Origin of the sequence: Methylobacterium sp. ap11, assembly GCF_900110515.1 — a bacterium.
Taxonomy (GTDB): domain Bacteria; phylum Pseudomonadota; class Alphaproteobacteria; order Rhizobiales; family Beijerinckiaceae; genus Methylobacterium; species Methylobacterium ajmalii.
Genome location: NZ_FOEB01000009.1, coordinates 161,518 through 184,920, shown reverse-complemented (window position 1 = coordinate 184,920; position 23,403 = coordinate 161,518). Strand labels below are relative to the sequence as shown.

The 23,403-nt window shown below is 69.0% G+C and carries 21 protein-coding genes; all 21 read left to right on the top strand.

The window, feature by feature from the left end:
• The first annotated feature begins 55 nt into the window (after positions 1-55).
• The 21 genes from BMX97_RS15705 to BMX97_RS15605 all read left to right on the top strand — a co-directional run bounded on the left by BMX97_RS15705 (position 56) and on the right by BMX97_RS15605 (position 23,321).
• Entirely contained in the window at positions 56-421 is a 366-nt protein-coding gene (locus BMX97_RS15705; RefSeq protein WP_060845602.1) for an NADH-quinone oxidoreductase subunit A, read from the top strand.
• Between the two features lie 50 nt (positions 422-471).
• Positions 472-1,053 carry a NuoB/complex I 20 kDa subunit family protein gene (locus BMX97_RS15700; RefSeq protein ID WP_048425437.1) on the top strand — a complete coding sequence of 194 codons (582 nt, stop codon included), beginning with the start codon at positions 472-474 and terminating at the stop codon, positions 1,051-1,053.
• 10 nt (positions 1,054-1,063) lie between these two features.
• Positions 1,064-1,726, top strand: a complete 663-nt coding sequence (locus BMX97_RS15695; RefSeq protein ID WP_060845603.1) for an NADH-quinone oxidoreductase subunit C — start codon at positions 1,064-1,066, stop codon at positions 1,724-1,726.
• Between the two features lie 6 nt (positions 1,727-1,732).
• Entirely contained in the window at positions 1,733-2,923 is a 1,191-nt protein-coding gene (locus BMX97_RS15690) for an NADH-quinone oxidoreductase subunit D (RefSeq protein ID WP_091751856.1), read from the top strand.
• Between the two features lie 59 nt (positions 2,924-2,982).
• Positions 2,983-4,086, top strand: coding sequence for an NADH-quinone oxidoreductase subunit NuoE (gene nuoE / locus BMX97_RS15685; protein WP_091751853.1), 1,104 nt, complete (start codon positions 2,983-2,985; stop codon positions 4,084-4,086).
• 48 nt (positions 4,087-4,134) lie between these two features.
• Entirely contained in the window at positions 4,135-5,436 is a 1,302-nt protein-coding gene (nuoF, locus tag BMX97_RS15680; protein WP_048425441.1) for an NADH-quinone oxidoreductase subunit NuoF, read from the top strand.
• Between the two features lie 99 nt (positions 5,437-5,535).
• On the top strand, positions 5,536-7,617 hold the full coding sequence (nuoG, locus tag BMX97_RS15675) for an NADH-quinone oxidoreductase subunit NuoG (protein WP_091751850.1): 2,082 nt from the start codon (positions 5,536-5,538) through the stop codon (positions 7,615-7,617).
• Positions 7,618-7,630: 13 nt separating this feature from the next.
• Entirely contained in the window at positions 7,631-8,653 is a 1,023-nt protein-coding gene (gene nuoH, locus BMX97_RS15670) for an NADH-quinone oxidoreductase subunit NuoH (protein ID WP_060845607.1), read from the top strand.
• 23 nt (positions 8,654-8,676) lie between these two features.
• Positions 8,677-9,165: an NADH-quinone oxidoreductase subunit NuoI gene (gene nuoI / locus BMX97_RS15665; protein ID WP_048425444.1), complete on the top strand. Its 489-nt coding sequence runs from the start codon at positions 8,677-8,679 to the stop codon at positions 9,163-9,165.
• 184 nt (positions 9,166-9,349) lie between these two features.
• Positions 9,350-9,970 (top strand): NADH-quinone oxidoreductase subunit J, encoded by a 621-nt coding sequence (locus BMX97_RS15660; RefSeq protein ID WP_060845608.1) that lies wholly within the window; start codon positions 9,350-9,352, stop codon positions 9,968-9,970.
• A 123-nt stretch (positions 9,971-10,093) separates the two neighbouring features.
• Entirely contained in the window at positions 10,094-10,399 is a 306-nt protein-coding gene (nuoK, locus tag BMX97_RS15655) for an NADH-quinone oxidoreductase subunit NuoK (protein ID WP_048425446.1), read from the top strand.
• Positions 10,400-10,481: 82 nt separating this feature from the next.
• Positions 10,482-12,626, top strand: coding sequence for an NADH-quinone oxidoreductase subunit L (gene nuoL, locus BMX97_RS15650; RefSeq protein WP_091751847.1), 2,145 nt, complete (start codon positions 10,482-10,484; stop codon positions 12,624-12,626).
• A gap of 22 nt (positions 12,627-12,648) precedes the next feature.
• A complete protein-coding gene (locus BMX97_RS15645; RefSeq protein WP_091751844.1) occupies positions 12,649-14,169 on the top strand; it encodes an NADH-quinone oxidoreductase subunit M in 1,521 nt (506 codons plus the stop codon).
• 10 nt (positions 14,170-14,179) lie between these two features.
• Complete coding sequence (gene nuoN / locus BMX97_RS15640; RefSeq protein WP_091751841.1) at positions 14,180-15,625, top strand: NADH-quinone oxidoreductase subunit NuoN; 1,446 nt, start codon at positions 14,180-14,182, stop codon at positions 15,623-15,625.
• A gap of 4 nt (positions 15,626-15,629) precedes the next feature.
• Entirely contained in the window at positions 15,630-16,430 is an 801-nt protein-coding gene (locus BMX97_RS15635; RefSeq protein WP_091751837.1) for a biotin--[acetyl-CoA-carboxylase] ligase, read from the top strand.
• Positions 16,431-16,630: 200 nt separating this feature from the next.
• A complete protein-coding gene (locus BMX97_RS15630; RefSeq protein ID WP_091751834.1) occupies positions 16,631-18,304 on the top strand; it encodes a ribonuclease J in 1,674 nt (557 codons plus the stop codon).
• 310 nt (positions 18,305-18,614) lie between these two features.
• Positions 18,615-19,019 carry a methylmalonyl-CoA epimerase gene (gene mce / locus BMX97_RS15625; protein WP_091751831.1) on the top strand — a complete coding sequence of 135 codons (405 nt, stop codon included), beginning with the start codon at positions 18,615-18,617 and terminating at the stop codon, positions 19,017-19,019.
• Positions 19,020-19,021: 2 nt separating this feature from the next.
• Positions 19,022-19,357 (top strand): DUF1467 family protein, encoded by a 336-nt coding sequence (locus BMX97_RS15620; RefSeq protein ID WP_091751828.1) that lies wholly within the window; start codon positions 19,022-19,024, stop codon positions 19,355-19,357.
• A 495-nt stretch (positions 19,358-19,852) separates the two neighbouring features.
• Positions 19,853-21,187, top strand: coding sequence for a proline--tRNA ligase (gene proS, locus BMX97_RS15615; protein WP_091751825.1), 1,335 nt, complete (start codon positions 19,853-19,855; stop codon positions 21,185-21,187).
• 4 nt (positions 21,188-21,191) lie between these two features.
• The gene (locus tag BMX97_RS15610) at positions 21,192-22,502 is read left to right on the top strand and encodes a lipoprotein-releasing ABC transporter permease subunit (protein ID WP_091751822.1); all 1,311 of its coding nucleotides are present in this window, start codon (positions 21,192-21,194) and stop codon (positions 22,500-22,502) included.
• Positions 22,503-22,619: 117 nt separating this feature from the next.
• Positions 22,620-23,321: an ABC transporter ATP-binding protein gene (locus BMX97_RS15605; RefSeq protein ID WP_060845617.1), complete on the top strand. Its 702-nt coding sequence runs from the start codon at positions 22,620-22,622 to the stop codon at positions 23,319-23,321.
• Positions 23,322-23,403 lie beyond the last annotated feature (82 nt).

The following is a 23,403-nucleotide window of genomic DNA, read 5'->3' as shown; positions in this document are numbered from 1 at the left end:
CGGCCCGCGGCGCGGGCCCGCGCCCAACGCTCGCGCCAACCCTTGGGGATGCTCGATGAACGGCCTCCTGTCGGATTACCTGCCGCTGGTGATCTTCATCGGCGTGTCACTCTTCATCGCCGTGGCGCTCCTCGTGGCCCCGTTCCTGGTGGCCTATAACAGCCCGGACCCGGAGAAGCTCTCGGCCTACGAGTGCGGGTTCAACGCCTTCGACGACGCGCGCATGAAGTTCGACGTGCGCTTCTACCTCGTCGCCATCCTGTTCATCATCTTCGACCTCGAAGTGGCCTTCCTGTTCCCGTGGGCGATCACGTTCGGGGACCTCGGCTGGTTCGGCTTCTGGTCGATGATGACCTTCCTCGGCGTGCTCACCGTCGGCTTCGTCTACGAGTGGCGCAAGGGCGCCCTCGAGTGGGACTAGCAGCCGGAACGCGTAGAGCCGCCCCCGAGACGTAGGAACCGGACCCCACCATGGCCCTCACCACCGTCCGCGCCCCCGAGATCGCGCCGCAGCCGAAGGGTATCCTCGACCCGGCCACCGGCAAGCCGATCGGCGCCAACGACCCGACCTTCCTGACGATCAGCGACGAGCTCGCCGATCGCGGCTTCCTGCTCACCACCACCGACGACCTCATCACCTGGGCCCGCACCGGCTCGCTGATGTGGATGACCTTCGGGCTCGCCTGCTGCGCCGTCGAGATGATGCAGATGTCGATGCCGCGCTACGATTGCGAGCGCTTCGGCTTCGCGCCCCGCGGCTCGCCGCGCCAGTCCGACGTGATGATCGTCGCCGGCACGCTGACCAACAAGATGGCCCCGGCGCTCCGCAAGGTCTACGACCAGATGCCGGAGCCGCGCTACGTCATCTCGATGGGCTCCTGCGCCAACGGCGGCGGCTACTACCACTACTCCTACTCGGTGGTGCGCGGCTGCGACCGGGTGGTCCCGGTCGACATCTACGTCCCGGGCTGCCCGCCGACCGCCGAGGCACTGCTCTACGGCGTGCTGCTGCTGCAGAAGAAGATCCGCCGCACCGGCACGATCGAGCGCTGAGGCCGGACCCATGAGCAACGGCATCACCATCCGGGCCCACACCCAGACCGAGCAGGGCGACGCCGCCCTCCTGGCCCTCTCGGACACGCTCGCCGCGAGCCTGGGCGCCGCGATCACCGACCGGGCGCTCACCTTCGGCGAGCTGACCCTGATCGTCGAGGGCTCCGAGATCCTGCGGGTGCTCACCCACCTGCGCGACGATCCCTCCTGCGCCTTCTCGACCTTCATCGACATCTGCGGCGCCGACTATCCGGGCCGGGCCAAGCGCTTCGACGTCGTCTACCACCTGCTCTCGATGCGCCATAACCGGCGCATCCGCGTGAAGGTGCAGACCGACGAGCGCACCCCGGTCCCGTCCGCCATCCCGGTCTTCCCGGCCGCCAACTGGTTCGAGCGCGAGACCTACGACCTCTACGGCATCCTGTTCTCGGGCCATCCGGACCTGCGCCGGCTGCTCACCGATTACGGCTTCGAGGGCCATCCCCTCCGCAAGGACTTCCCGCTGACCGGCTTCGTCGAGGTCCGCTACGACCAGGACGAGGCCCGGGTGGTCTACGAGCCCGTGCGACTGACGCAGGAATTCCGCAACTTCGACTTCCTGTCCCCCTGGGAGGGCACAGACTACGTGCTCCCGGGCGACGAGAAGGCCGACAAGGCACCGGCGAAAGGCTGAGCCGACATGGGCGAGCACAGCATCCGCAATTTCTCGATCAACTTCGGCCCGCAGCACCCGGCGGCGCACGGCGTGCTGCGCCTGGTGCTGGAGCTCGACGGCGAGGTGGTCGAGCGCGTCGATCCGCATATCGGCCTCCTGCATCGCGGCACCGAGAAGCTGATCGAGGTCAAGACCTACCTCCAGGCGACGCCCTATTTCGACCGGCTCGACTACGTCGCGCCGATGAACCAGGAGCACGCCTTCTGCCTCGCGATCGAGCGGATGCTCGGGATCGAGGTGCCGCGCCGCGCCAAGCTGATCCGCACGCTCTACTGCGAGATCGGCCGGCTCCTGTCGCACCTCCTCAACGTCACCACGCAGGCGATGGACGTCGGCGCCCTCACGCCCCCGCTCTGGGGCTTCGAGGAGCGCGAGAAGCTGATGATCTTCTACGAGCGCGCCTCGGGCGCTCGTCTCCACGCCAACTACTTCCGGCCGGGCGGCGTCCACCAGGACCTGCCGCCGAGCCTGATCGACGACATCGAGGCGTTCTGCGAGACCTTCCCGCAGGTGGTCGACGACCTCGACAACCTCGTGATGGCCAACCGCATCTTCAAGCAGCGCAACGTCGACATCGGCATCGTCACAGTCGAGGAGGCCCTGGCCTGGGGCTTCTCGGGCGTGATGGTGCGCGGCTCCGGCATCCCGTGGGACCTGCGCAAGTCGCAGCCCTACGAGGCCTATGCCGAGATGGAGTTCGACATCCCCGTGGGGAAGAACGGCGACACCTACGATCGCCAGGTCATCCGCATGGAGGAGATGCGCCAGTCGGTGCGCATCATGAAGCAGTGCATCGCCAAGCTGCGCGAGCCGGCCGGCCAGGGGCCGATCGCCACGCAGGACGGCAAGGTCGCGCCGCCGCCGCGGCGCGAGATGAAGCGCTCGATGGAGGCGCTCATCCACCACTTCAAGCTCTACACCGAGGGTTTCCACGTCCCGGCCGGCGAGGTCTACGCCGCGGTCGAGGCGCCCAAGGGCGAGTTCGGCGTCTACCTCGTGGCGGACGGCACCAACAAGCCGTATCGCTGCAAGATCCGCGCTCCGGGCTTCGCCCACCTTCAGGCGATGGACTGGATGTGCCGCGGGCACCTGCTGGCGGACGTGTCGTGCATCCTCGGCACGCTCGACATCGTGTTCGGCGAGGTGGACCGGTGAGGGGGCTCGCGCCCGCACCCGCCCCCGTCGGACACGTTTGAGACATGGACGTTTGAGACATGGCCAACCGCAGATTAGCCCCCGTTTCCGAGCAGCCCGAGAGCTTCGCGTTCACGCCTGAGAATGCCGAGTGGGCCAAGGGGCAGATCGCCAAGTACCCGGAGGGGCGCCAGGCCTCGGCGGTGATCCCGCTCCTGTGGAAGGCGCAGGAGCAGAACGGCGGCTGGCTGCCGCAGAAGGCGATCGAGGCGGTGGCCGACCAGCTCGGCATGCCGCATATCCGCGTGCTGGAGGTCGCGACCTTCTACACGATGTTCGCCCTCGAGCCGGTCGGCCGCTACTGGATCCAGGTCTGCGGTACCGCCCCCTGCGACGTCTGCGGCGCCCGCGAGCTGAAGAAGTACCTTCACGAGCGCCTCGGCCCGTCGGGCCATGTCAGCCCGGACGGCAACTTCTCCTGGCTCGAGGTCGAGTGCCTGGGCGCGTGCTGCAACGCCCCGATGGCGCAGATCAACCACGACTACTTCGAGGACCTCACCCCGGAGTCTCTCGGCAAGCTGATGGACGACCTCGCGGCCGGACGGCCGGTGAAGGTCGGCTCGCAGATCGGCCGCACCTCCTCCGAGCCCAAGGACGCGGTCTCGACCCTCCAGGACGAGACGCTGTTCGACGGCTCGCGCGTCGGCGCTTGGCGCAAGCGCTTCGAGGAGGAGGGGCTGAAGGAGACCGGCGCCGACACGACCGGCGAGAAGGCCCGCACCGACGCGTCGGCCGGGGAGAATCCGAAGGCCGCCCGTCCCGATGCCGGCCGCGCCACCGAGAGCAAGGCGGCTGCCGCTCCGGCGCAGGCCCAGGCTCCGGCCGGCGTCGAGCCGAAATCCGACAAGGGCGAGGTGACGCCGGACCGCACCACGGTGGCGGTCCCCCGCACCGGACCCGAGACCGTCGGCGCGCCCCAGAGCGGCCGCTCCTACACCATGACCCCGGTGAAGCCCGAGGAAGGCCGTCCGGTGGCGGCGCCCAAGGGCACGACGCCGGAGGCCGGCGCCGAGCCGGCGACGGCCGCGGGGAAGACCGACGGGTCGCAGGCCAAGCCCGTCGGTGTGACCAACGCCGACAAGGCCGCCGACAAGGGCCCGCCCGGCCCGAAGGCGAAGCCGTAATCTCGACCATGATGTCCCTTTTCACAGCAGGCCTGTAGGACGATCGCCATGCTCGCCGATCAGGATCGGATCTTCACCAACCTCTATGGTCTCCACTCCCCCGGCCTCGAGGCCGCGAAGAAACGCGGCGCGTGGGACGGCACCAAGTTCCTGCTGCAGCAGGGCCGGGACTGGATCATCGAGGAGATGAAGAAATCGGGCCTGCGCGGCCGCGGCGGCGCCGGCTTCCCCACCGGCCTGAAGTGGTCCTTCATGCCGAAGAAGTCGGACGGCCGGCCGCACTACCTCGTGGTCAACGCCGACGAGTCGGAGCCGGGCACCTGCAAGGACCGGGAGATCATGCGGCACGACCCGCATCTCCTGATCGAAGGCTGCATGCTGGCCTGCTTCGCCATGGGCGCGCATGCCTGCTACATCTACATCCGCGGCGAGTACGTCGCCGAGAAGCACGCGCTGCAGCGCGCGGTGGACGAGGCCTACGCGGCCCGCCTCGTCGGCGAGAGCAACGTCCACGACTATCCCTTCGACATCTACGTCCACCACGGCGCCGGTGCCTACATCTGCGGCGAAGAGACGGCGCTGATCGAGAGCCTGGAGGGCAAGAAGGGGATGCCGCGGCTCAAGCCGCCGTTCCCGGCCAATATGGGCCTCTACGGCTGCCCGACGACGGTCAACAACGTCGAGTCGATCGCGGTGGCGGGCACCATCCTGCGCCGCGGCGGCGCATGGTTCGCCGGCCTCGGCCGGCCGGGCAACACCGGCACCAAGCTGTTCTGCGTCTCCGGCCACGTCAACAAGCCCTGCAACGTCGAGGAGGAGCTCGGCATCACCTTCCGCGAGCTGATCGACCGGCATTGCGGCGGCATGCGCGGCGGCTGGGACAACCTCCTGTGTTCGATCCCCGGCGGTTCCTCCGTGCCGCTGGTGCCGGCCGCCGAGATCATCGACGCGCCGATGGACTTCGACACGCTGAAGAACCTCAAGTCGGGTCTCGGCACCGCCGCCGTGATGGTGTTCGACAAGTCGACCGACATGGTCGCGACGATCGCCCGCATCGCGTACTTCTACAAGCACGAGTCCTGCGGCCAGTGCACCCCATGCCGCGAGGGCACCGGCTGGATGTGGCGCGTGATGCTTCGCATGGCGGAAGGCCGGGCGCAGAAGCGCGAGATCGACATGCTGCTCGACGTGACGAAGCAGATCGAGGGCCACACGATCTGCGCGCTCGGCGACGCCGCCGCCTGGCCGATCCAGGGCCTGATCCGGCACTTCCGCCCCGAGATCGAGAAGCGCATCGACCGCTACACCGCCAACCCGCACCCGACCCCGGTGCCGATGGCGGCGGAGTGAGACGGTGCCGCGCCTGCCGCATCATGACCTGCCTTCCCGGTTCGCCGGCCCGGCGCGCGGAGACGCGCGCCCCGCGGACCTCGCCCGAGAGCTGACCGCATGACCAAGATTCTCGTCGACGGCATCGAGGTCGATGTCCCGCCGGACTACACCCTGCTCCAGGCCTGCGAGGTCGCGGGTGCGGAGATCCCGCGCTTCTGCTTCCACGAGCGGCTGTCGATCGCCGGCAATTGCCGCATGTGCCTGGTGGAGCTGAAGGGCGCGCCGAAGCCCGTCGCCTCCTGCGCCTGGGCCGTGCGCGACTGCCGCCCGGGCCCGAACGGAGAGCCGCCGGCGGTGTCGACCAAGTCGGCCCTGACCAAGAAGGCGAGAGAGGGGGTGATGGAGTTCCTCCTCATCAACCACCCGCTCGATTGCCCGATTTGCGACCAGGGCGGCCACTGCGACCTGCAGGACCAGGCGATGGCCTACGGCGTCGACTCGACCCGCTACGGCGAGAACAAGCGCGCCGTCGAGGAGAAGTACATCGGCCCGCTGGTGCGGACCGCGATGAACCGCTGCATCCACTGCACCCGCTGCGTCCGCTTCCTGGCGGAGGTGGCCGGCGTGCCGGATCTCGGCGCCATCGGCCGCGGCGAGGACATGGAGATCACCTCCTACCTCGAGCGCGCGATGGAATCGGAGCTGCAGGGCAACGTCGCCGACCTCTGCCCGGTCGGCGCGCTGGTCCACAAGCCGCAATCCTACAACGTCCGCCCCTGGGAGCTGAACAAGACCGAATCCGTCGACGTGATGGATGCGGTCGGCTCGGCGATCCGCGTCGACACCCGCGGCCGCGAGGTGATGCAGATCGAACCGCGGGTGAACGAGGCGATCAACGAGGAGTGGATCTCCGACAAGACCCGCCACGTCGTCGACGGCCTGCGCCTGCAGCGCCTCGACCGGCCCTACCTGCGCGAGAACGGCCGCCTGCGGCCGGCCTCCTGGGCCGAGGCCTTCGGGGCGATCGCCGCGAAGCTCAAGGGCGCCGACCCGAAGCGCGTCGGCGCGATCGTCGGCGACCTCGCGGGTGCGGAAGAGATCTTCGCTCTCAAGACCCTGATGGGCGCGCTCAAGGTCCAGAACCTCGATTGCCGCCAGGACGGCGCGATGATCGATCCGGCCTGGGGCCGGGCCGCCTACACCTTCGGGCCGGGCATCGCCGGCATCGAGCAGGCGGACGCGATCCTGATCGTCGGCGCCAACCCGCGGACCGAGGCCTCGCTGCTGAACGCCCGCATCCGCAAGCGCTGGCGGCTCGCGCCGATCCAGATCGGCGTGATCGGCGAGGACGCGGACCTCACCTATCCCCACACCTATCTCGGCGCCGGTCCCGAGACCCTGGCCGAGGTGGCCTCGGGCCGTCACAGCTTCGCGGAAGCCTTCAAGGCCGCCGAGCGGCCGCTGGTCATCGTCGGCCAGGCCGCGCTCGCCCGTCCGGACGGTGCGGCGCTTCTCGCGGCGGTCGCCAAGCTGGTCCAGGGCCTCGGTGCCAGGGCCGAGGGCTGGAACGGGCTGGGCGTGCTGCAGAACGCGGCGTCCCGCGTCGGCGCCCTCGATCTCGGGTTCGTGCCGGGGGAGGGCGGGCTGAGCTTCGCCGAGATGGTGCAGGGCGGCGCGCTCGACGTGCTGTTCAACCTCGGTGCCGACGAGGTCGAGGTCGGTCCGGGCGCCTTCGTGATCTACCAGGGCACCCACGGCGACAAGGGCGCCCACCGCGCCGACGTCATCCTGCCGGGCGCGGCCTATACCGAGAAGTCGGCGACCTACGTCAACCTCGAGGGCCGGGTCCAGCTCGCCAACCGCGCCGCCTTCCCGCCGGGCGACGCCCGCGAGGACTGGGCGATCCTGCGCGCCCTCTCGGACGTGCTGGGCCACCGCCTGCCGTTCGACTCGCTGAACGCACTGCGCAAGGCGCTCTACGCCGCGCATCCGCACTTCGCCGGCATCGACCAGGTCGCCCCGGCCGACGGCGCCGCAGCGCTGACGACGCTGGCGGGTCTCGCCGGCGAGCCCGGCCGCGAGGCGTTCCGCCCCGCGGTGGCGGATTTCTATCTCACCAACCCGATCGCCCGCGCCTCGCGGGTGCTCGCCGAGTGCTCGGGTCTCGCCCGCGGGCGGGCCCTCGAAGCGGCGGAATGAGGAGCACCGACCGATGACCGTCTGGGAGGTGCTGGGCACCGTCCTCCTCGTGGCCCTGAAGAGCGTGGCGCTGCTGGTGGCGCTGCTCGTCTTCATCGCCTACGCGCTGCTCGCCGACCGCAAGATCTGGGCGGCCGTGCAGCTGCGCCGCGGCCCGAACGTGGTCGGGCCCTGGGGCCTGTTCCAATCCTTCGCCGACCTCCTGAAGTTCGTGCTGAAGGAGCCGGTGATCCCGGCGGGCGCCAACAAGAGCCTCTTCCTGCTGGCGCCGCTGATCTTCGCCACCCTGGCGCTCGCGTCCTGGGCGGTGATCCCGCTGGCCGACGGATGGCCGATCGCCGACATCAACGTCGGCATCATCTACATCTTCGCGATCTCGTCGCTCGGCGTCTACGGCGTCATCATGGGCGGCTGGGCCTCGAACTCGAAATACGCCTTCCTGGGTGCGCTCCGCTCGGCGGCCCAGATGGTGTCCTACGAGGTCTCACTCGGCTTCGTGATCGTCACGGTGCTGATGTGCGCCGGCTCGCTCAACCTGTCGCAGATCGTGCGGGCGCAGGACACCTCGCTCGGCATTCTCGGCTGGTACTGGCTCTGGCTCTTCCCGATGTTCGTGGTGTTCTTCATCTCGGCGCTCGCCGAGACGAACCGCCCGCCCTTCGACCTGCCGGAAGCCGAATCCGAGCTCGTCGCCGGCTACATGGTGGAATACTCCTCCACCCCGTACCTGCTGTTCATGCTCGGCGAGTACGTCGCCATCGTCACGATGTGCGCGCTCGGCACGATCCTGTTCATGGGCGGCTGGCTCTCGCCGATCCCGTTCGCGCCCTTCACCTGGGTGCCGGGCCTGATCTGGTTCGCGCTCAAGGCCAGCTTCCTGTTCTTCATGATCGCCATGGTGAAGGCCATGGTGCCGCGCTACCGCTACGACCAGCTCATGCGGCTGGGCTGGAAGGTGTTCCTTCCGCTCTCCCTCGTCATGGTGTTCGTCGTCGCCTTCGTCCTCAAGCTGACCGGCCTGGCGCCGGTCTCCTGAAGCCCCCCGTCGGAGAACGAGCCATGAAGCTCGACCAGGTCGCCCGCGGCCTGCTGTTGAAGGAGTTCGTCACAGGGTTCGCCCTGGCGATGCGCTACTTCTTCAAGCCCAAGGCGACGATCAACTATCCCTTCGAGATGGGCCATCGCGGCCCGCGCTTCCGCGGCGAGCATGCCCTGCGGCGCTACCCCAACGGGGAAGAGCGCTGCATCGCCTGCAAGCTGTGCGAGGCGGTGTGCCCGGCACAGGCCATCACCATCGAGGCGGGCCCGCGCCGCAACGACGGCACCCGGCGCACCACCCGCTACGACATCGACATGGTGAAGTGCATCTATTGCGGCATGTGCCAGGAAGCCTGCCCGGTGGACGCCATCGTCGAGGGGCCGAACTTCGAGTTCTCGGTCGAGACTCGCGAGGAGCTGCTCTACGACAAGGAGAAGCTGCTCGCGAACGGCGACCGCTGGGAGCGCGAGATCGCCCGCAACATCGCGGCGGACGCGCCCTACCGCTGAGCGCGGGCCGGGGAGGGGGGAGCGCCCTCCCTCGAGGACCGGGGAGGGCGGCGATCCTTCCCCATCCACGCCACATTCGCCGCTCCCCCGGTTGTGCGCCGCGGGAGCGGGTTCTATAGACGAGCCGCCGGCACGCTCCGGGGGTCGGGCAGGAGGCCGCCGCCAGGCGGCATGAATTCAGCGCATGACCGCAGCCGCCGCCTTCTTCTATCTGTTCGCCGCGATCACCGTCGCCTCCGGCTTCATGGTGATCGCCTCGCGCAACCCCGTCGTCTCGGTGCTCTTCCTCATCCTCGCCTTCGTGAACGCCTCCGGGCTGTTCGTGCTGATGGGGGCGGAGTTCCTGGCCATGCTCCTGGTCGTGGTCTATGTCGGCGCCGTCGCGGTGCTGTTCCTCTTCGTCGTCATGATGCTCGACGTCGATTTCGCGGCGATGCGCCAGGGCTTCCAGGACTACCTGCCGGTCGGCGGCATGATCGGGGCGGTCTTCCTGGTCGAGCTGCTCCTCGTGGTCGGCTCCTGGGCGATCGATCCGGGCCTCGTCCACGGCCCGCTGGCGGTGTCGCCGGGCTCCGAGACGGTGACCAACACGCAGGCCCTCGGCCTCGTTCTGTACACCAACTACTTTTTCTTCTTCCAGATCGCCGGCCTGATCCTGCTGGTCGCGATGATCGGCGCGATCGTGCTGACCCTGCGCGACCGGCCGGGCGTCAAGCGCCAGGACATCGCGATCCAGAACGCCCGCACCCAGGCGAGCGCCGTCGAGGTCCGCCAGGTCCCGACCGGGCAGGGCGTCGAGGTCTGACGGCCCGGCCCGCGGCCGGACGAGTTCGTGCGGGGCTGCCCCAAGCCTCGCGATGGTGATGGCAAGAGCGGCGGGGCAGGCGCCCCGCGACACGAAGGCGGCCGCCCGCGGCCGAGAGGCACGATGATCGGTTTGAGCCATTACCTGACGGTCGCCGCGATCCTGTTCACCCTCGGGGTGCTCGGCATCTTCATCAACCGCAAGAACATCATCGTGATCCTGATGTCGGTCGAGCTGATCCTGCTCGCCGTGAACATCAACCTCGTGGCGTTCTCGACCCATCTCGGCGACATCGTCGGCCAGGTCTTCGCCCTGTTCGTGCTGACGGTCGCCGCCGCGGAGGCCGCGATCGGCCTCGCCATCCTGGTGGTGTTCTTCCGCAACCGCGGGTCGATCGCCGTCGAGGACGTCAACATGATGAAGGGCTGACGCGGCTCGCCCGAGCCCGCACGCCCTTTTCCCCAGAACCAGCGCCACAGCGGCAACCGCCACGCGAGGCCGGGACCCGAGCATGTACCACGCGATCGTCTTCCTGCCCCTGATCGGCTTTCTCATCGCCGGTCTGTTCGGGCGCCGCATCGGCCCGCGGGCCAGCGAGGTGGTGACCACCGGCATCCTCGTCTTCGTGGCGCTCCTGTCCTGGGTCGCCTTCTTCGAGGTGACCGGCGGGCACGGCCACGGCGCCACCAAGGTCCATGTCGCGACCTGGTTCACCGCCGGCGACCTCGTGGTCGACTGGGCGTTCCGGGCCGACACGCTGACCGCGGTCATGCTGGTGGTGGTCAACAGCGTCTCGGCGCTCGTCCACCTCTACTCGATGGGCTACATGCACGAGGACCCGCACCGGCCGCGGTTCTTCGCCTACCTGTCGCTCTTCACCTTCGCCATGCTGATGCTGGTGACGTCGGACAACCTCGTCCAGATGTTCTTCGGCTGGGAGGGCGTCGGCCTCGCCTCGTACCTGCTGATCGGCTTCTGGTACGAGAAGCCCTCGGCCAACGCCGCCGCCATGAAGGCGTTCATCGTCAACCGCGTCGGGGATTTCGGGTTCTCTCTCGGCATCTTCCTCTGCTTCGTCCTGTTCGGCGCGATCTCGTACGACGCGATCTTCGCCAAGGTGCCGGAGCTCAAGGACGCGACCTTCCACCTGCTCGGCTACGACTGGAACGCCCTGACCATCTGCTGCCTGCTGCTGTTCATGGGCGCGATGGGCAAGTCGGCTCAGTTCCTGCTGCACACCTGGCTGCCGGACGCGATGGAGGGCCCGACCCCGGTCTCGGCGCTCATCCACGCCGCCACCATGGTGACCGCCGGCGTGTTCATGGTCGCCCGCCTGTCGCCGCTCTTCGACGCGGCGCCGAACGCGCTCATCGTCGTCACGGTGATCGGCGGCATCACGGCCTTCTTCGCCGCCACCGTCGGGCTGGTGCAGAACGACATCAAGCGGGTCATCGCCTACTCGACCTGCTCGCAGCTCGGCTACATGTTCGTCGCCCTCGGCGTCGGCGCCTACGCGGCGGGCGTGTTCCACCTCTTCACCCACGCCTTCTTCAAGGCGCTACTGTTCCTCGGCGCCGGCTCGGTCATCCACGCGATGCACCACGAGCAGGACATGCGGAACATGGGCGACCTGCGTCGCTACATCCCCTTCACCACCGCCATGATGGCGATCGGGACGCTCGCGCTGATCGGCTTCCCGTTCACCGCCGGCTTCTACTCGAAGGACGCCATCATCGAGGCGGCCTACGTCTCGACCCGGCCGGGCCACACCCTGGCCTTCCTGGCGACCGTCATCGCCGCCTTCATGACCTCGTTCTACTCCTGGCGCCTGTTCTTCCTGACCTTCGAGGGCCGGGCCCGCTGGCAGAACGCTCACGGCCACGGCCATGACGACCACCATGCCGACGCGCATCATGCGGTCGCGCATGCCCCGGTCGCGCATGCCCAAGTCGCTCACGCCTCGGCTCAGGCCGACGGCGCGCCGGGCCACCACGAGGGCGTCGCCCACGACGACAAGGGCCACGACGTCGAGCCGGCCTCGCACTCGGCGATCGAGCACCACGACCACCACGCCCACACCCCGCACGAGAGCCCCAAGGTGATGACGATCCCGCTGGCGATCCTCGCCCTGGGAGCGCTCTTCGCCGGCCTGGTGTTCAAGAACCGCTTCATCGGCGAGGGCATGGACGAGTTCTGGAAGGGCGCGCTCGCGCACGGCCCCGACAACCACATCATGCACGACATCCACAACGCGCCGGCCTGGGTGCAGCACTCGCCCTTCGTGATGCTGGTGCTGGGCTTCCTGCTCGCCTTCTGGATGTACATCCGTCGGCCGGAACTGCCGCACCAGCTGGCCCAGAACCAGCCGCTGCTGTACCGCTTCCTGCTCAACAAGTGGTACGTCGACGAGATCTACGACCGGCTGTTCGTCCGCCCGGCCAAGGGCTTCGGCGAGTTCCTGTGGAAGGTCGGCGACGGCCGGATCATCGACGGGATGGGCCCGAACGGCATCGCCGCCCGCGTCGTCGACGTCACCCGCGGGGTGGTCCGCCTGCAGACCGGCTACGTCTACCACTACGCTTTCGTGATGCTGGTCGGCGTCGCGGCCCTGGTGAGCTGGTACCTCATCACCGGCGTCTCCGCGGCCACCCACTGACCTGACCGGAGAACAGAGACTCATGCTCGGCCTCGGGATCCTCTCCGGCCTCCTCGTCCTGCCCCTCGTCGGCGCCGCGTTCATCCTGACGCTGCGGGGCGACGAGGAGTCGGTCCGCCGCAACGCCCGCTGGGCGGCGCTCATCGCGACGCTCGCCACCTTCCTGCTCTCGCTCGTCGCCTGGGGGCGCTACGACATCGCGACCTCGCAGTTCCAGCTCGTCGAGACCCATGCCTGGCTGACCGACACGATCCGGTTCAAGCTCGGCGTCGACGGCTTCTCGATGCCGCTGGTGCTGCTCACCACCTTCCTGATGCCGTTCTGCGTGGGCGCCTCCTGGCTCTCGATCGAGCACCGGGTGAAGGAGTATTTCGTCGCGTTTCTGGTCCTCGAGACTACGATGATCGGCGTGTTCTGCGCCCTCGACCTGGTGCTGTTCTACCTGTTCTTCGAGGCCGGCCTGATCCCGATGTTCCTGATCATCGGCATCTGGGGCGGCAAGCGCCGGATCTACGCGTCGTTCAAGTTCTTCCTCTACACCCTGCTCGGCTCGGTGCTGATGCTGCTCGCCATCATGGCGATGTACTGGCAGGCCGGCACGACCGACATCCCGACCCTGCTGCAGACCCGCTTCCCGGCGAACATGCAGATCTGGCTCTGGCTCGCCTTCTTCGCCTCCTTCGCGGTGAAGATGCCGATGTGGCCGGTCCATACCTGGCTCCCCGACGCCCACGTCGAGGCGCCGACCGCCGGCTCGGTGATCCTGGCGGGCATCCTCCTGAAGATGGGCGGCTACGGTTTCATCCGGGTCTCGCTGCCGATGTTCCCGGACGCCTCCCATTACTTCGCCCCGATGGTCTACACCCTCTCGGTCGTGGCGATCATCTACACCTCGCTGGTCGCGCTGGTGCAGACCGACATCAAGAAGCTCATCGCCTACTCGTCGGTGGCGCATATGGGCTTCGTGACGCTCGGCCTGTTCACGCTGAACGAGCAGGGCATCCAGGGCGCCCTGTTCCTGATGATCTCGCACGGCATCGTCTCGGGCGCGCTGTTCCTATGCGTCGGCGTCATCTACGACCGGATGCACACCCGCGAGATCTCGGCCTACGGGGGCCTCGTGAAGCGGATGCCGCTCTACGCGGTCGCCATGATGGTGTTCACGATGGCCAATGTCGGCCTGCCGGGCACCTCGGGCTTCGTCGGCGAGTTCCTGGCCATGATGGGCGCCTTCCGGGCCAACCCGATGGTCTCGTTCTTCTCGGTCTTCGGCATCATCCTGTCGGCGGCCTACGCCCTGTGGCTGTTCGCCCGCGTGGTCTACGGCAAGCTCGAGAAGCCGAGCCTGCAGGGGATCACCGACCTCGACCGCCGCGAGATGCTGATCCTCGCCCCGCTCGTGGTGCTGACGATCTACTACGGCGTCCATCCCGGTCCGATTCTCGACGTCTTCGCGCCTTCGACCGACGCGCTGATGCAGGGGATGCGCGCCGCCCTCTCCACGACCCAGACCGCTGCCGCGGCTCTGCCGGTCCCGCACTGAGTTTTTCGCGATGAACGCCGCTCAGATCGTCATGCCCGCCCTCGGGCCCGCCCTGCCGGAGCTGATCCTGTCGGTCGGCGTCCTGGTGTTGATCCTCTACGGGGCCTTCAAGGGCGAGCGCTCCACCGAGGGCGTCAGCGTCGGGGCCCTGATCATCCTGATCCTCGCGCTGTTCGCGGTGGTCAGCCAGCCCTTCGGCGCCAAGGTCACCACCTTCAACGGCTCCTTCATCGTCGACGGGTTCGCCCGTTTCATGAAGGCGCTGACCCTCCTCGGGTCGGCCGCCGCGATCCTGCTCGCCAAGGAGCATTTCGAGCGCGAGCGCATCGCCCGGTTCGAGTACCCGATCCTGATCGTCCTCGCGACGATCGGCATGATGGTCATGGCCTCGGCCAACGACCTGATCGCGCTCTACATGGGCCTCGAGCTGCAGAGCCTGGCGGCCTACGTCATCGCCTCCTTCCACCGCGACGACGTTCGCTCGACCGAGGCCGGCCTGAAGTACTTCGTGCTCGGCGCGCTCTCGTCCGGCATGCTGCTCTACGGCGCCTCGCTGGTCTACGGCTTCACCGGCACCGTCTCGTTCCCGCACATCGTCACCGCTTTGCGCGAGGGCTCGGGGATCGGCGTGGTGCTCGGCGTGGTGTTCGTCGCCGCCGGCGTGTCGTTCAAGCTCGCCGCCGTCCCGTTCCACATGTGGACGCCGGACGTCTACGAGGGCGCGCCGACCCCGGTCACCGCCTTCTTCGCCTCGGCCCCCAAGATGGCTGCGATGGCCATGGCCGTGCGCGTCTTCATCGGTGCCTTCCCGGTCATCACGCCGGAGTGGCAGCAGATCATCGTGTTCGTGTCGATCGCCTCGATGGCACTCGGCTCCTTCGCGGCGATCGGCCAGCGCAGCCTCAAGCGCCTGATGGCGTATTCCTCGATCGCCAATGTCGGCTACGCCTTGATCGGGCTTGCCGCCGGTACGGAGGAGGGCGTGCGCGGCGTCGTGATCTACATGGCGATCTACCTCGCCATGACCCTCGGCGCCTTCGCGGTGATCCTGTCGCTGCGTCGCGGCCGCCAGATGTACGAGACCATCGACGACCTGTCGGGCCTGTCGCGCACCCACCCGCTGGTCGCGTTCCTGCTCGCCATGATGATGTTCTCGCTCGCCGGCATCCCGCCGCTCGCCGGGTTCTTCGCGAAGTTCTACGTCTTCGCGGCGGCCATCAAGGCGAACCTCGTGCTGCTGTCGGTGATCGGCGTGGTGACGAGCGTGGTCGGCGCCTACTACTACCTGCGCCTCGTCAAGGTGATGTACTTCGACGAGCCGGCCGGCGCCTACGCGCCGATGGGCCCCGGCCTGCGCATCGTGCTCGGCCTGTCGAGCGTCGTCGTGCTGCTGTTCTGGCTCGTGCCGGCACCGCTGGTCGGGCTGGCCGGAGCCGCCGCGAAGTCGCTGTTCTAGGCGCATGACCTTCGTGCTCGACCCTGCGGCGACAGCCGCGGGATACCGCCTCGAGGTCCATGACAGCCTCGGCTCGACGAGCACGCAGGCCCTCGCCCGCGCCCGCGCGGGCGAGCCCGGCCCGCTCTGGGTGGTGACGCGGGAGCAGACCGGAGGCCGCGGCCGGCGTGGTAAGGGCTGGAGCTGGATCCCCGGCAACCACGCCGCCAGCCTGCTCTGGCCGGTGCCGGCGGGCCTCGCCCCCGACCGGGTCGCGACGCTCGGCTTCGTTGCCGGCGTGGCGGTCGAGCGGGCGTTGCGCCGGGCCTGCGGGCCCGGCATGGACGGCCGCAGCCCGGATTTCCGGCTGAAATGGCCGAACGACGTGCTGCTCGACGGCGCCAAGCTCGTCGGCATCCTCCTCGAGATGGAGACCCTGCCGGACCGCCGCGCGGTGGTGACGGTCGGAATCGGGGTCAACGTCGCGGGGGCGCCGGACGGGCTGCCCTACCGGGCGACCTCGCTGGCCGCGGCGGGGTACCCGGTCGACGCCCCAGGGCTGTTCCGGCTCCTCAGCGCCGCCTGGGTCGAGGCCGAGCGGCTCTGGGACGAGGGCAGGGACTTTTCCCGCATCCGCGACGCTTGGCTCGGCGCGGCGGCGGGCCTCGGCGGTCCGGTGAACGTTCAGGCTGGCGGGCGTAGCGTGGCCGGGACCTTCGAGACGATCGACGAGGGCGGACGCTTGGTCGTGCGCCTGGCGGATGGCGGCCACCTCGCGGTCTCGGCCGGCGAGGTGCATTTCGGAACGGCCGCCACGGCGGCGTGACGGGGGTGGGCGGCCCGGCGCCGGGATGGCGACGGCGGCTCCCCGACAGGTTGGGTTTACACGGCGGGGCGCCCCTGGCGCCGCCGCCGCGCGGCCGTTTCCGGCCGCAAAGGGACATGACGGCGCCGTGACCGTGACGGCAGACGAGGCCGTTCCTCGAGTGGGACCGCGACGGCGGTCCGTGCAGTGATGGTATGGGAATGTCGAACAAGGGAGATGAGCTGATCTTCGTGCCCCTCGGTGGGGTGGGCGAGATCGGCATGAATGCGGGCCTCTACGGCTTCGGCCCGCCCAAGGCGCGCAAGTGGATCATGGTCGACCTCGGCATGGGGTTCGCCAGCGAGGAGCACCTGCCGGGCGTCGACCTGATGTACCCGGACCTCAGCTTCGCCGAGGAGCACCGCAAGGACATCCTCGGCATCCTGATAACCCACGGGCACGAGGACCATATCGGCGCCATCGGCGAGATGTGGCCCAAGCTCAAGGTGCCGATCTACGCCACCCGCTTCACCAAGAACCTGATCGAGGCCCGCCGCCTCGGCGAGCCGGGCGCGCCCAAGGTCGACATGCGCGAGGTGCCGGCGGACGGCCGCCTCGAGCTCGGCCCGTTCTCGATCGAGTACGTGCCGGTCGCCCACTCGATCCCGGAGGCCAACGCGCTGGCCATCCGCACCCCGCTCGGCCTGGTGCTGCATACCGGCGACTGGAAGCTCGACGACACGCCGGTCGCCGGCAACTCGACCTCCGAGGAGACCTTCACGCGACTCGGCGAGGAGGGCGTGCTGGCGCTGGTCTGCGATTCGACCAACGTCACCCGCGAGGGCAGCTCGCCGAGCGAGTCCGAGGTCGCCGAGCATCTCGCCGAGCTGATCCGCAACTCGCCGCACCGGGTCGCGGTCACGACCTTCGCATCGAACGTCGCCCGCATGCGCGCCGTCTGCCTCGCCGCGCAGGCCTGCGGCCGCGACGTAGTGGCGGTCGGCCGCGCCATGGACCGGGTGATCGACGTCGCGCGCGAGTGCGGCTACCTCGACGGCCTGCCCGAGATCCGCGGGGCCGAGGCCTACGGCTACCTGCCGCGCGAGAAGGTGGTGGCGCTCCTCACCGGTTCGCAGGGCGAGGCGCGGGCGGCCCTCGCCCGCGTGTCGCGCGACGAGCATCCGGAAATCGCGCTCGCGGCCGGCGACCGGGTGATCTTCTCCTCGCGGGCGATCCCCGGCAACGAGCGCGCGGTCGGCGCGATCATCAACGACCTGATCGAGGCCGGCATCGAGGTCATCACCGACCGCACCGAGCTCGTCCACGTCTCCGGCCACCCGCGCCGGGACGAGATGGCGGCGATGTACCGCTGGACCAAGCCGAAGATCGCGGTGCCGGTCCACGGCGAGGCGCTGCATCTCGCCGAGCACGCCACCTTCGCCCGCAAGCAGGGCGTCGACAAGGTAATGAAGGCCCGCAACGGCACCCTGATCCGCCTCGCGCCGGGCGAGCCGGAGATCGTCACCAAGGTGAAGAGCGGCCGGGTCTACAAGGACGGCAACGTCCTGGTCGATGCGAACGACCGCGCCATCCCCGAGCGGCGCAAGCTCGCCTTCACGGGCATCGTCTCGGTGGCGGTCGCGCTCGACCGCAACGGCGAGATCAAGGGCGAGCCCTCGATCGACCTGATGGGCCTGCCGAGCTACGGCCGCAAGGGCGAGGTCATCATCGACGTCGTCGGCGACGCGGTGGAGCGCACGCTCAACGGCCTGTCGCGGGTCAAGCGCCGCGATTCCGAGGCGGTGGAGAACGCCGTCGACCGGGCGATCCGCTCGGCCGTCAACGAGGTGTGGGGCAAGAAGCCGGCCTGCCACGTGATGGTGGTCGAGGTCTGACGGGCCTCTCTCGCCGACGCTTCCGAGTGAGGCGCCAACCCTCCCCCGCCTGCGGGGGAGGGCGGCGGACGCGGTGGGCGCAGCGGGACGAAGTCCCGCCGGGTGGGGCGCCGCGACGCCGATCCAGGCGGCGCCCTTCACAGCGGTTCGAACTTGTGCGGAAGCGGGTTCCCATCTCCCGCAAGGGGGGATCAACCCGCGCTTCGAGCGGTATACCTTTGGGCAAGAGGGCAGGGCGATGCCGTGGCGCCACCCCGTGCCGCACCCTAAAACCAACAAGTCACCCCACGGACCACCGGAGGAACCCCCCATGATCGGCCGGCTCAACCACGTCGCCATTGCGGTGAAGGATCTCGAGGCGGCGGCCAAGGTCTATCGCGACACCCTCGGCGCGACCCTGTCGGAGGCGCTGCCGCAGCCCGAGCACGGCGTGACGGTGATCTTCGTGGAGCTGCCCAACAGCAAGATTGAGCTGCTGGAGCCGCTGGGTTCGGATTCGCCGATCAATGCCTTCCTGGAGCGCAACCCGGGCGGCGGCATCCATCACGTCTGCTACGAGGTCGACGACATCCTGGCCGCGCGCGACCGGATGAAGGCGCAGGGCGCCCGCATCCTCGGCTCGGGCGAGCCGAAGATCGGCGCCCACGGCAAGCCGGTGCTGTTCATGCACCCGAAGGACTTCCTCGGCACGCTCGTCGAGCTGGAGCAGGCCTGACCTTGTTCTCCGCCCTTCTCGACCGTGCCACCACGTCGATCCCCCGCACCCTCGCGGCGTGCATCGCGCTGATGCTGCCGATGCTCGCCCTGGCGGTCTGGGGCTTCCGCCTCAGCGGCTTCGGGGCGGGGGCGCTCTATTTTGTGGTCTGGTGGACGATGCTCTTTTCGGTGCTGCCGTTCCGGGCCGCGCCCGACGGCACCGAGGTCGTGGTGCCGGGCCAGGACCTCGGCGCGCCGCACAAGCCGCAGATGCGCCGCAAGGCGGTGTGGACTACGCTCGTCGCCGACGTGGTCTTCCTCGTCGCCGTGGCGGCGTTTCCTCTCGCCGGGTTGTAGCAGAGCTGCGGCGCCCGGCGCCGCGGCCATCCGAATAGTCCGGCCTTCATTGACGATCGAAGCACAAAATAAAAAAGCAAGGCTCGGAAGCCTTGCTTGATAGCTTTCTGAATGTTTTCGCCAGTCCGTATTCTATTATTCACCCCGTTGGGTGTTGAGGCTGGCTATTCCTCCCGAGACTCGGACCTTGCGCGGCGCCGTTCGGCCTGCCTGCGCATCATCGCGATGCCGCTTATAGGAATAAGAATTCGCATTGTCACCTGCTTTCGAGCAGGGTGATGCGTTTTTTTGCATGGCAACCGCATTTTCCTCCTCCGCCCCGCGTCGGGTGCGGGGAGAGCCGGGACCGGGCGAAGAGCGCGGGCTCGCGCCACGCGTTTCATGTTTTGCGAACGAGGCCGGAAGCGTGCAAAAGAGCGGTCCCCGGGGATCAACCCGCCCCGGCGGGGCCCTTCCGCCCCCGCGAAGCCACCGCCTGCCACGCCAAGGTCCACCATGCGTCTCAGCCGCTACTTCCTGCCCATCCTGCGCGAGACGCCCAAGGAAGCCGAGATCGTCTCGCACCGGCTGATGCTGCGTGCCGGCATGATCCGCCAGGAGGCGGCCGGCATCTACGCCTGGCTGCCGCTGGGCCTGCGGGTGCTCAACCGCGTCGCCGACATCATCCGGGCCGAGCAGGACCGCTCGGGCGCCGTCGAGCTCCTGATGCCGACGATCCAGTCGGCGGACCTCTGGCGCGAATCCGGCCGCTACGACGCCTACGGCAAGGAGATGCTGCGCATCAAGGACCGGCACGAGCGCGACATGCTGTTCGGGCCGACCAACGAGGAGATGATCACGGCGATCTTCCGCTCGGCGGTGCGCTCCTACAAGGATCTGCCGAAGAACCTCTACCACATCCAGTGGAAGTTCCGCGACGAGGTGCGGCCGCGATTCGGCACGATGCGCTCGCGCGAGTTCCTGATGAAGGACGCCTACTCGTTCGACCTCGACCAGGCGAGCGCGCGGCACTCCTACAACAAGATGTTCGTCGCCTACCTGCGCACCTTCGCGCGGCTCGGCCTCAAGGCGATCCCGATGCGGGCCGAGACCGGGCCGATCGGCGGCGACCTCAGCCACGAATTCATCATCCTGGCCCAGACCGGCGAGAGCGAGGTCTTCTGCGACCGCGCCTATCTCGACTTCCCGACCCCCGAGGCGGGGATCGACTTCGACGACGTCGCCGGGCTTCAAGCCACCGTCGACCACTGGACGTCGCGCTACGCCGCGACCTCCGAGATGCACGACGCCGACGCCTTCGCGCAGGTGCCGGACGGTGAGCAGATGGCCGCCCGCGGCATCGAGGTCGGCCACATCTTCTACTTCGGCACCAAGTACTCGGAGCCGATGGGCGCGAAGGTCACCGGGCCGGACGGCCAGGAGCGCCCGGTCCATATGGGCTCCTACGGCATCGGCCCGAGCCGGCTGGTCGCCGCGATCATCGAGGCGGGCCACGACGAAGCCGGCATCGTGTGGCCGGACGCGGTGGCGCCGTTCGACGTCGCGCTCCTCAACCTCAAGGTCGGGGACGCCGCGACCGACGCGGCCTGCGCCAAGCTCCAGGGCGAGCTGGAGGCCGCCGGCCTGACCGTGCTCTACGACGACCGCGACGAGCGCCCGGGCGGAAAGTTCGCCACCGCCGACCTGATCGGCCTGCCCTGGCAGGTCATCGTCGGGCCCAAGGGCCTGGCCGACGGCAAGGTCGAGGTGAAGCGCCGCGCCACCGGGGCCCGCGAGACCGTGGCCCCCGACGCCGTGCCGGCCTTCCTGCGCCAGAACCGGACGGCCTGAACCGATGACCCTCGCCGCGCTCCGCGAGCGCCTGCCCAAGGTCGGCGCGTTCCTCCGGCCGCGCGGCGGGGGCGGCACCCTGCCGTTCGCGCCCTTCGAATGGACGATCGCCGGGCGCTACCTGCGCACCCGGCGCAAAGAGGGCTTCGTCTCGGTCATCGCCCTGTTCTCGTTCCTCGGCATCATGCTGGGCGTCGCCACCCTCATCATCGTGCTCTCGGTGATGAACGGCTTCCGCAAGGAGCTTCTCAGCAAGATCGTCGGCATCAACGGCCACATCTTCGTGGCGCCGATCGACCGGCCGCTGACCGATTTCACCGACTTGTCGGAGCGGCTCGGCAAGGTGGCGGGCGTCCACCTCGCCCTGCCGATGGTCGAGGGCCAGGCCTTCGCCTCGTCGCAGTTCGGCGGCTCGGGCGTGCTGGTGCGCGGCGTGCGGGCCGACGACCTGCAGAAGATCCCCTCGGTCGCCAAGACCATCCGGGGCGGCACGCTGGATAACTTCGACGCCGCCGGCGGCGTCGCCATCGGCAAGCGGCTCGCCGAATCTCTCGGGCTTCAGGCCGGCGACACGATCACGCTGGCGACGCCGAAGGGCGCGACGACGCCGTTCGGGACCGCGCCGCGGATCAAGAGCTACAACGTGGCGGCGGTGTTCGAGGTCGGCATGTCCGAGTTCGACGGCACCTTCGTGTACATGCCGCTGACCGAAGCGCAGGCCTTCTTCAACCGCGACGGCGACGTCTCGGTGATCGAGATCTTCCTCGACAACGCCGATTCGGTCGGGGAGGCGCGGGGAGAGCTGGAGCTTGCCGCCGAGCGCCCGGTGCTGATCACCGACTGGCGCCAGCGCAACCGCACCTTCTTCTCCGCCCTCGAGGTGGAGCGCAACGTGATGTTCATCATCCTTACGCTGATCGTGCTGGTGGCGGCGCTCAACATCGTCTCCGGCCTGATCATGCTGGTGAAGGACAAGTCGAGCGACATCGCGATCCTGCGAACCATGGGGGCGACCCGTGGCGCGATCATGCGGGTGTTCCTGATCACCGGCGCCTCGATCGGCATCCTCGGCACCATCGCGGGCTTCGTCCTGGGGCTGGTCTTCTCGGCCAACCTCACGGTGATCCAGCGCACGCTGTTCCCGGGCGCCTGGGACCCGACGGTGCGGTTCCTGTCGGAGATCCCGTCGGAGACCAATGCCAGCGAGGTCGTGGCCGTCGTCGCGATGTCGATGGTGCTGTCGCTGCTCGCGACCCTCTACCCGTCCTGGCGCGCCGCCCGGCTCGACCCGGTGCAGGCCCTGCGCTACGGCTGATCCTTCGTCCCGGCCGGGCGCTCGTCCGGCCCCGTACCCGAGTACCGTCCGGATGCCGTTGCCCGCCTTCCCCGAACGCTCCACTCCCCACGCCTCGGCGCGGGGCGCCTGACGCCGATGGACGACACCCAGCAGCAGCCGGTCCCGGCGCTCTTCCTCGCGCAGGTCGAGCGGCGCTATGCGCAAGGCGCCGGCCATCTCGAGATCCTGAGCGGCGCCGATCTCGCGATCTGGCCCGGCGAGATCGTGGCGCTGGTCGCGCCGTCCGGCACCGGCAAGTCGACCCTGCTGCACGTCGCCGGGCTGCTCGAGCGCCCGGATGCGGGCGAGGTCTATATCGGTGGCCAGCCGAGCGCCCGGATGGACGACGCGGCCCGCACCCGGATGCGGCGCGAGGAGATGGGCTTCGTCTACCAGTCGCACCACCTCCTGCCCGAGTTCTCGGCGCTGGAGAACGTGGCCCTGCCCCAGCTCATCCGGGGCCTGGCCGCCAAGGAGGCGCGGGCACGGGCGGGCGAACTCCTGTCGTTCCTCGGCCTCAAGGAGCGGCTGAGCCACCGCCCGGCGGAGCTGTCGGGCGGCGAGCAGCAGCGCGTCGCCATCGCCCGGGCGCTCGCCAACGGCCCCCGCCTGCTGCTGGCCGACGAGCCGACCGGCAACCTCGACCCGCAGACTGCCGGACACGTCTTCGCGATCCTGGTCTCGCTGGTGCGGGCCTCCGGCGTCGCGGCGCTGATCGCCACCCACAACCTGGAACTCGCCGCCCGCATGGACCGGCGGGTGACGATCCAGAACGGCCTCATCGTCCAGCTCGCCTGACGCGTGCGCGGCGCCGCCGCGCTCCACTTCCGAGCGGGGCCGGACTACCGCCGCGCGCCGCGATCCGTTCCGAACGGCGCGG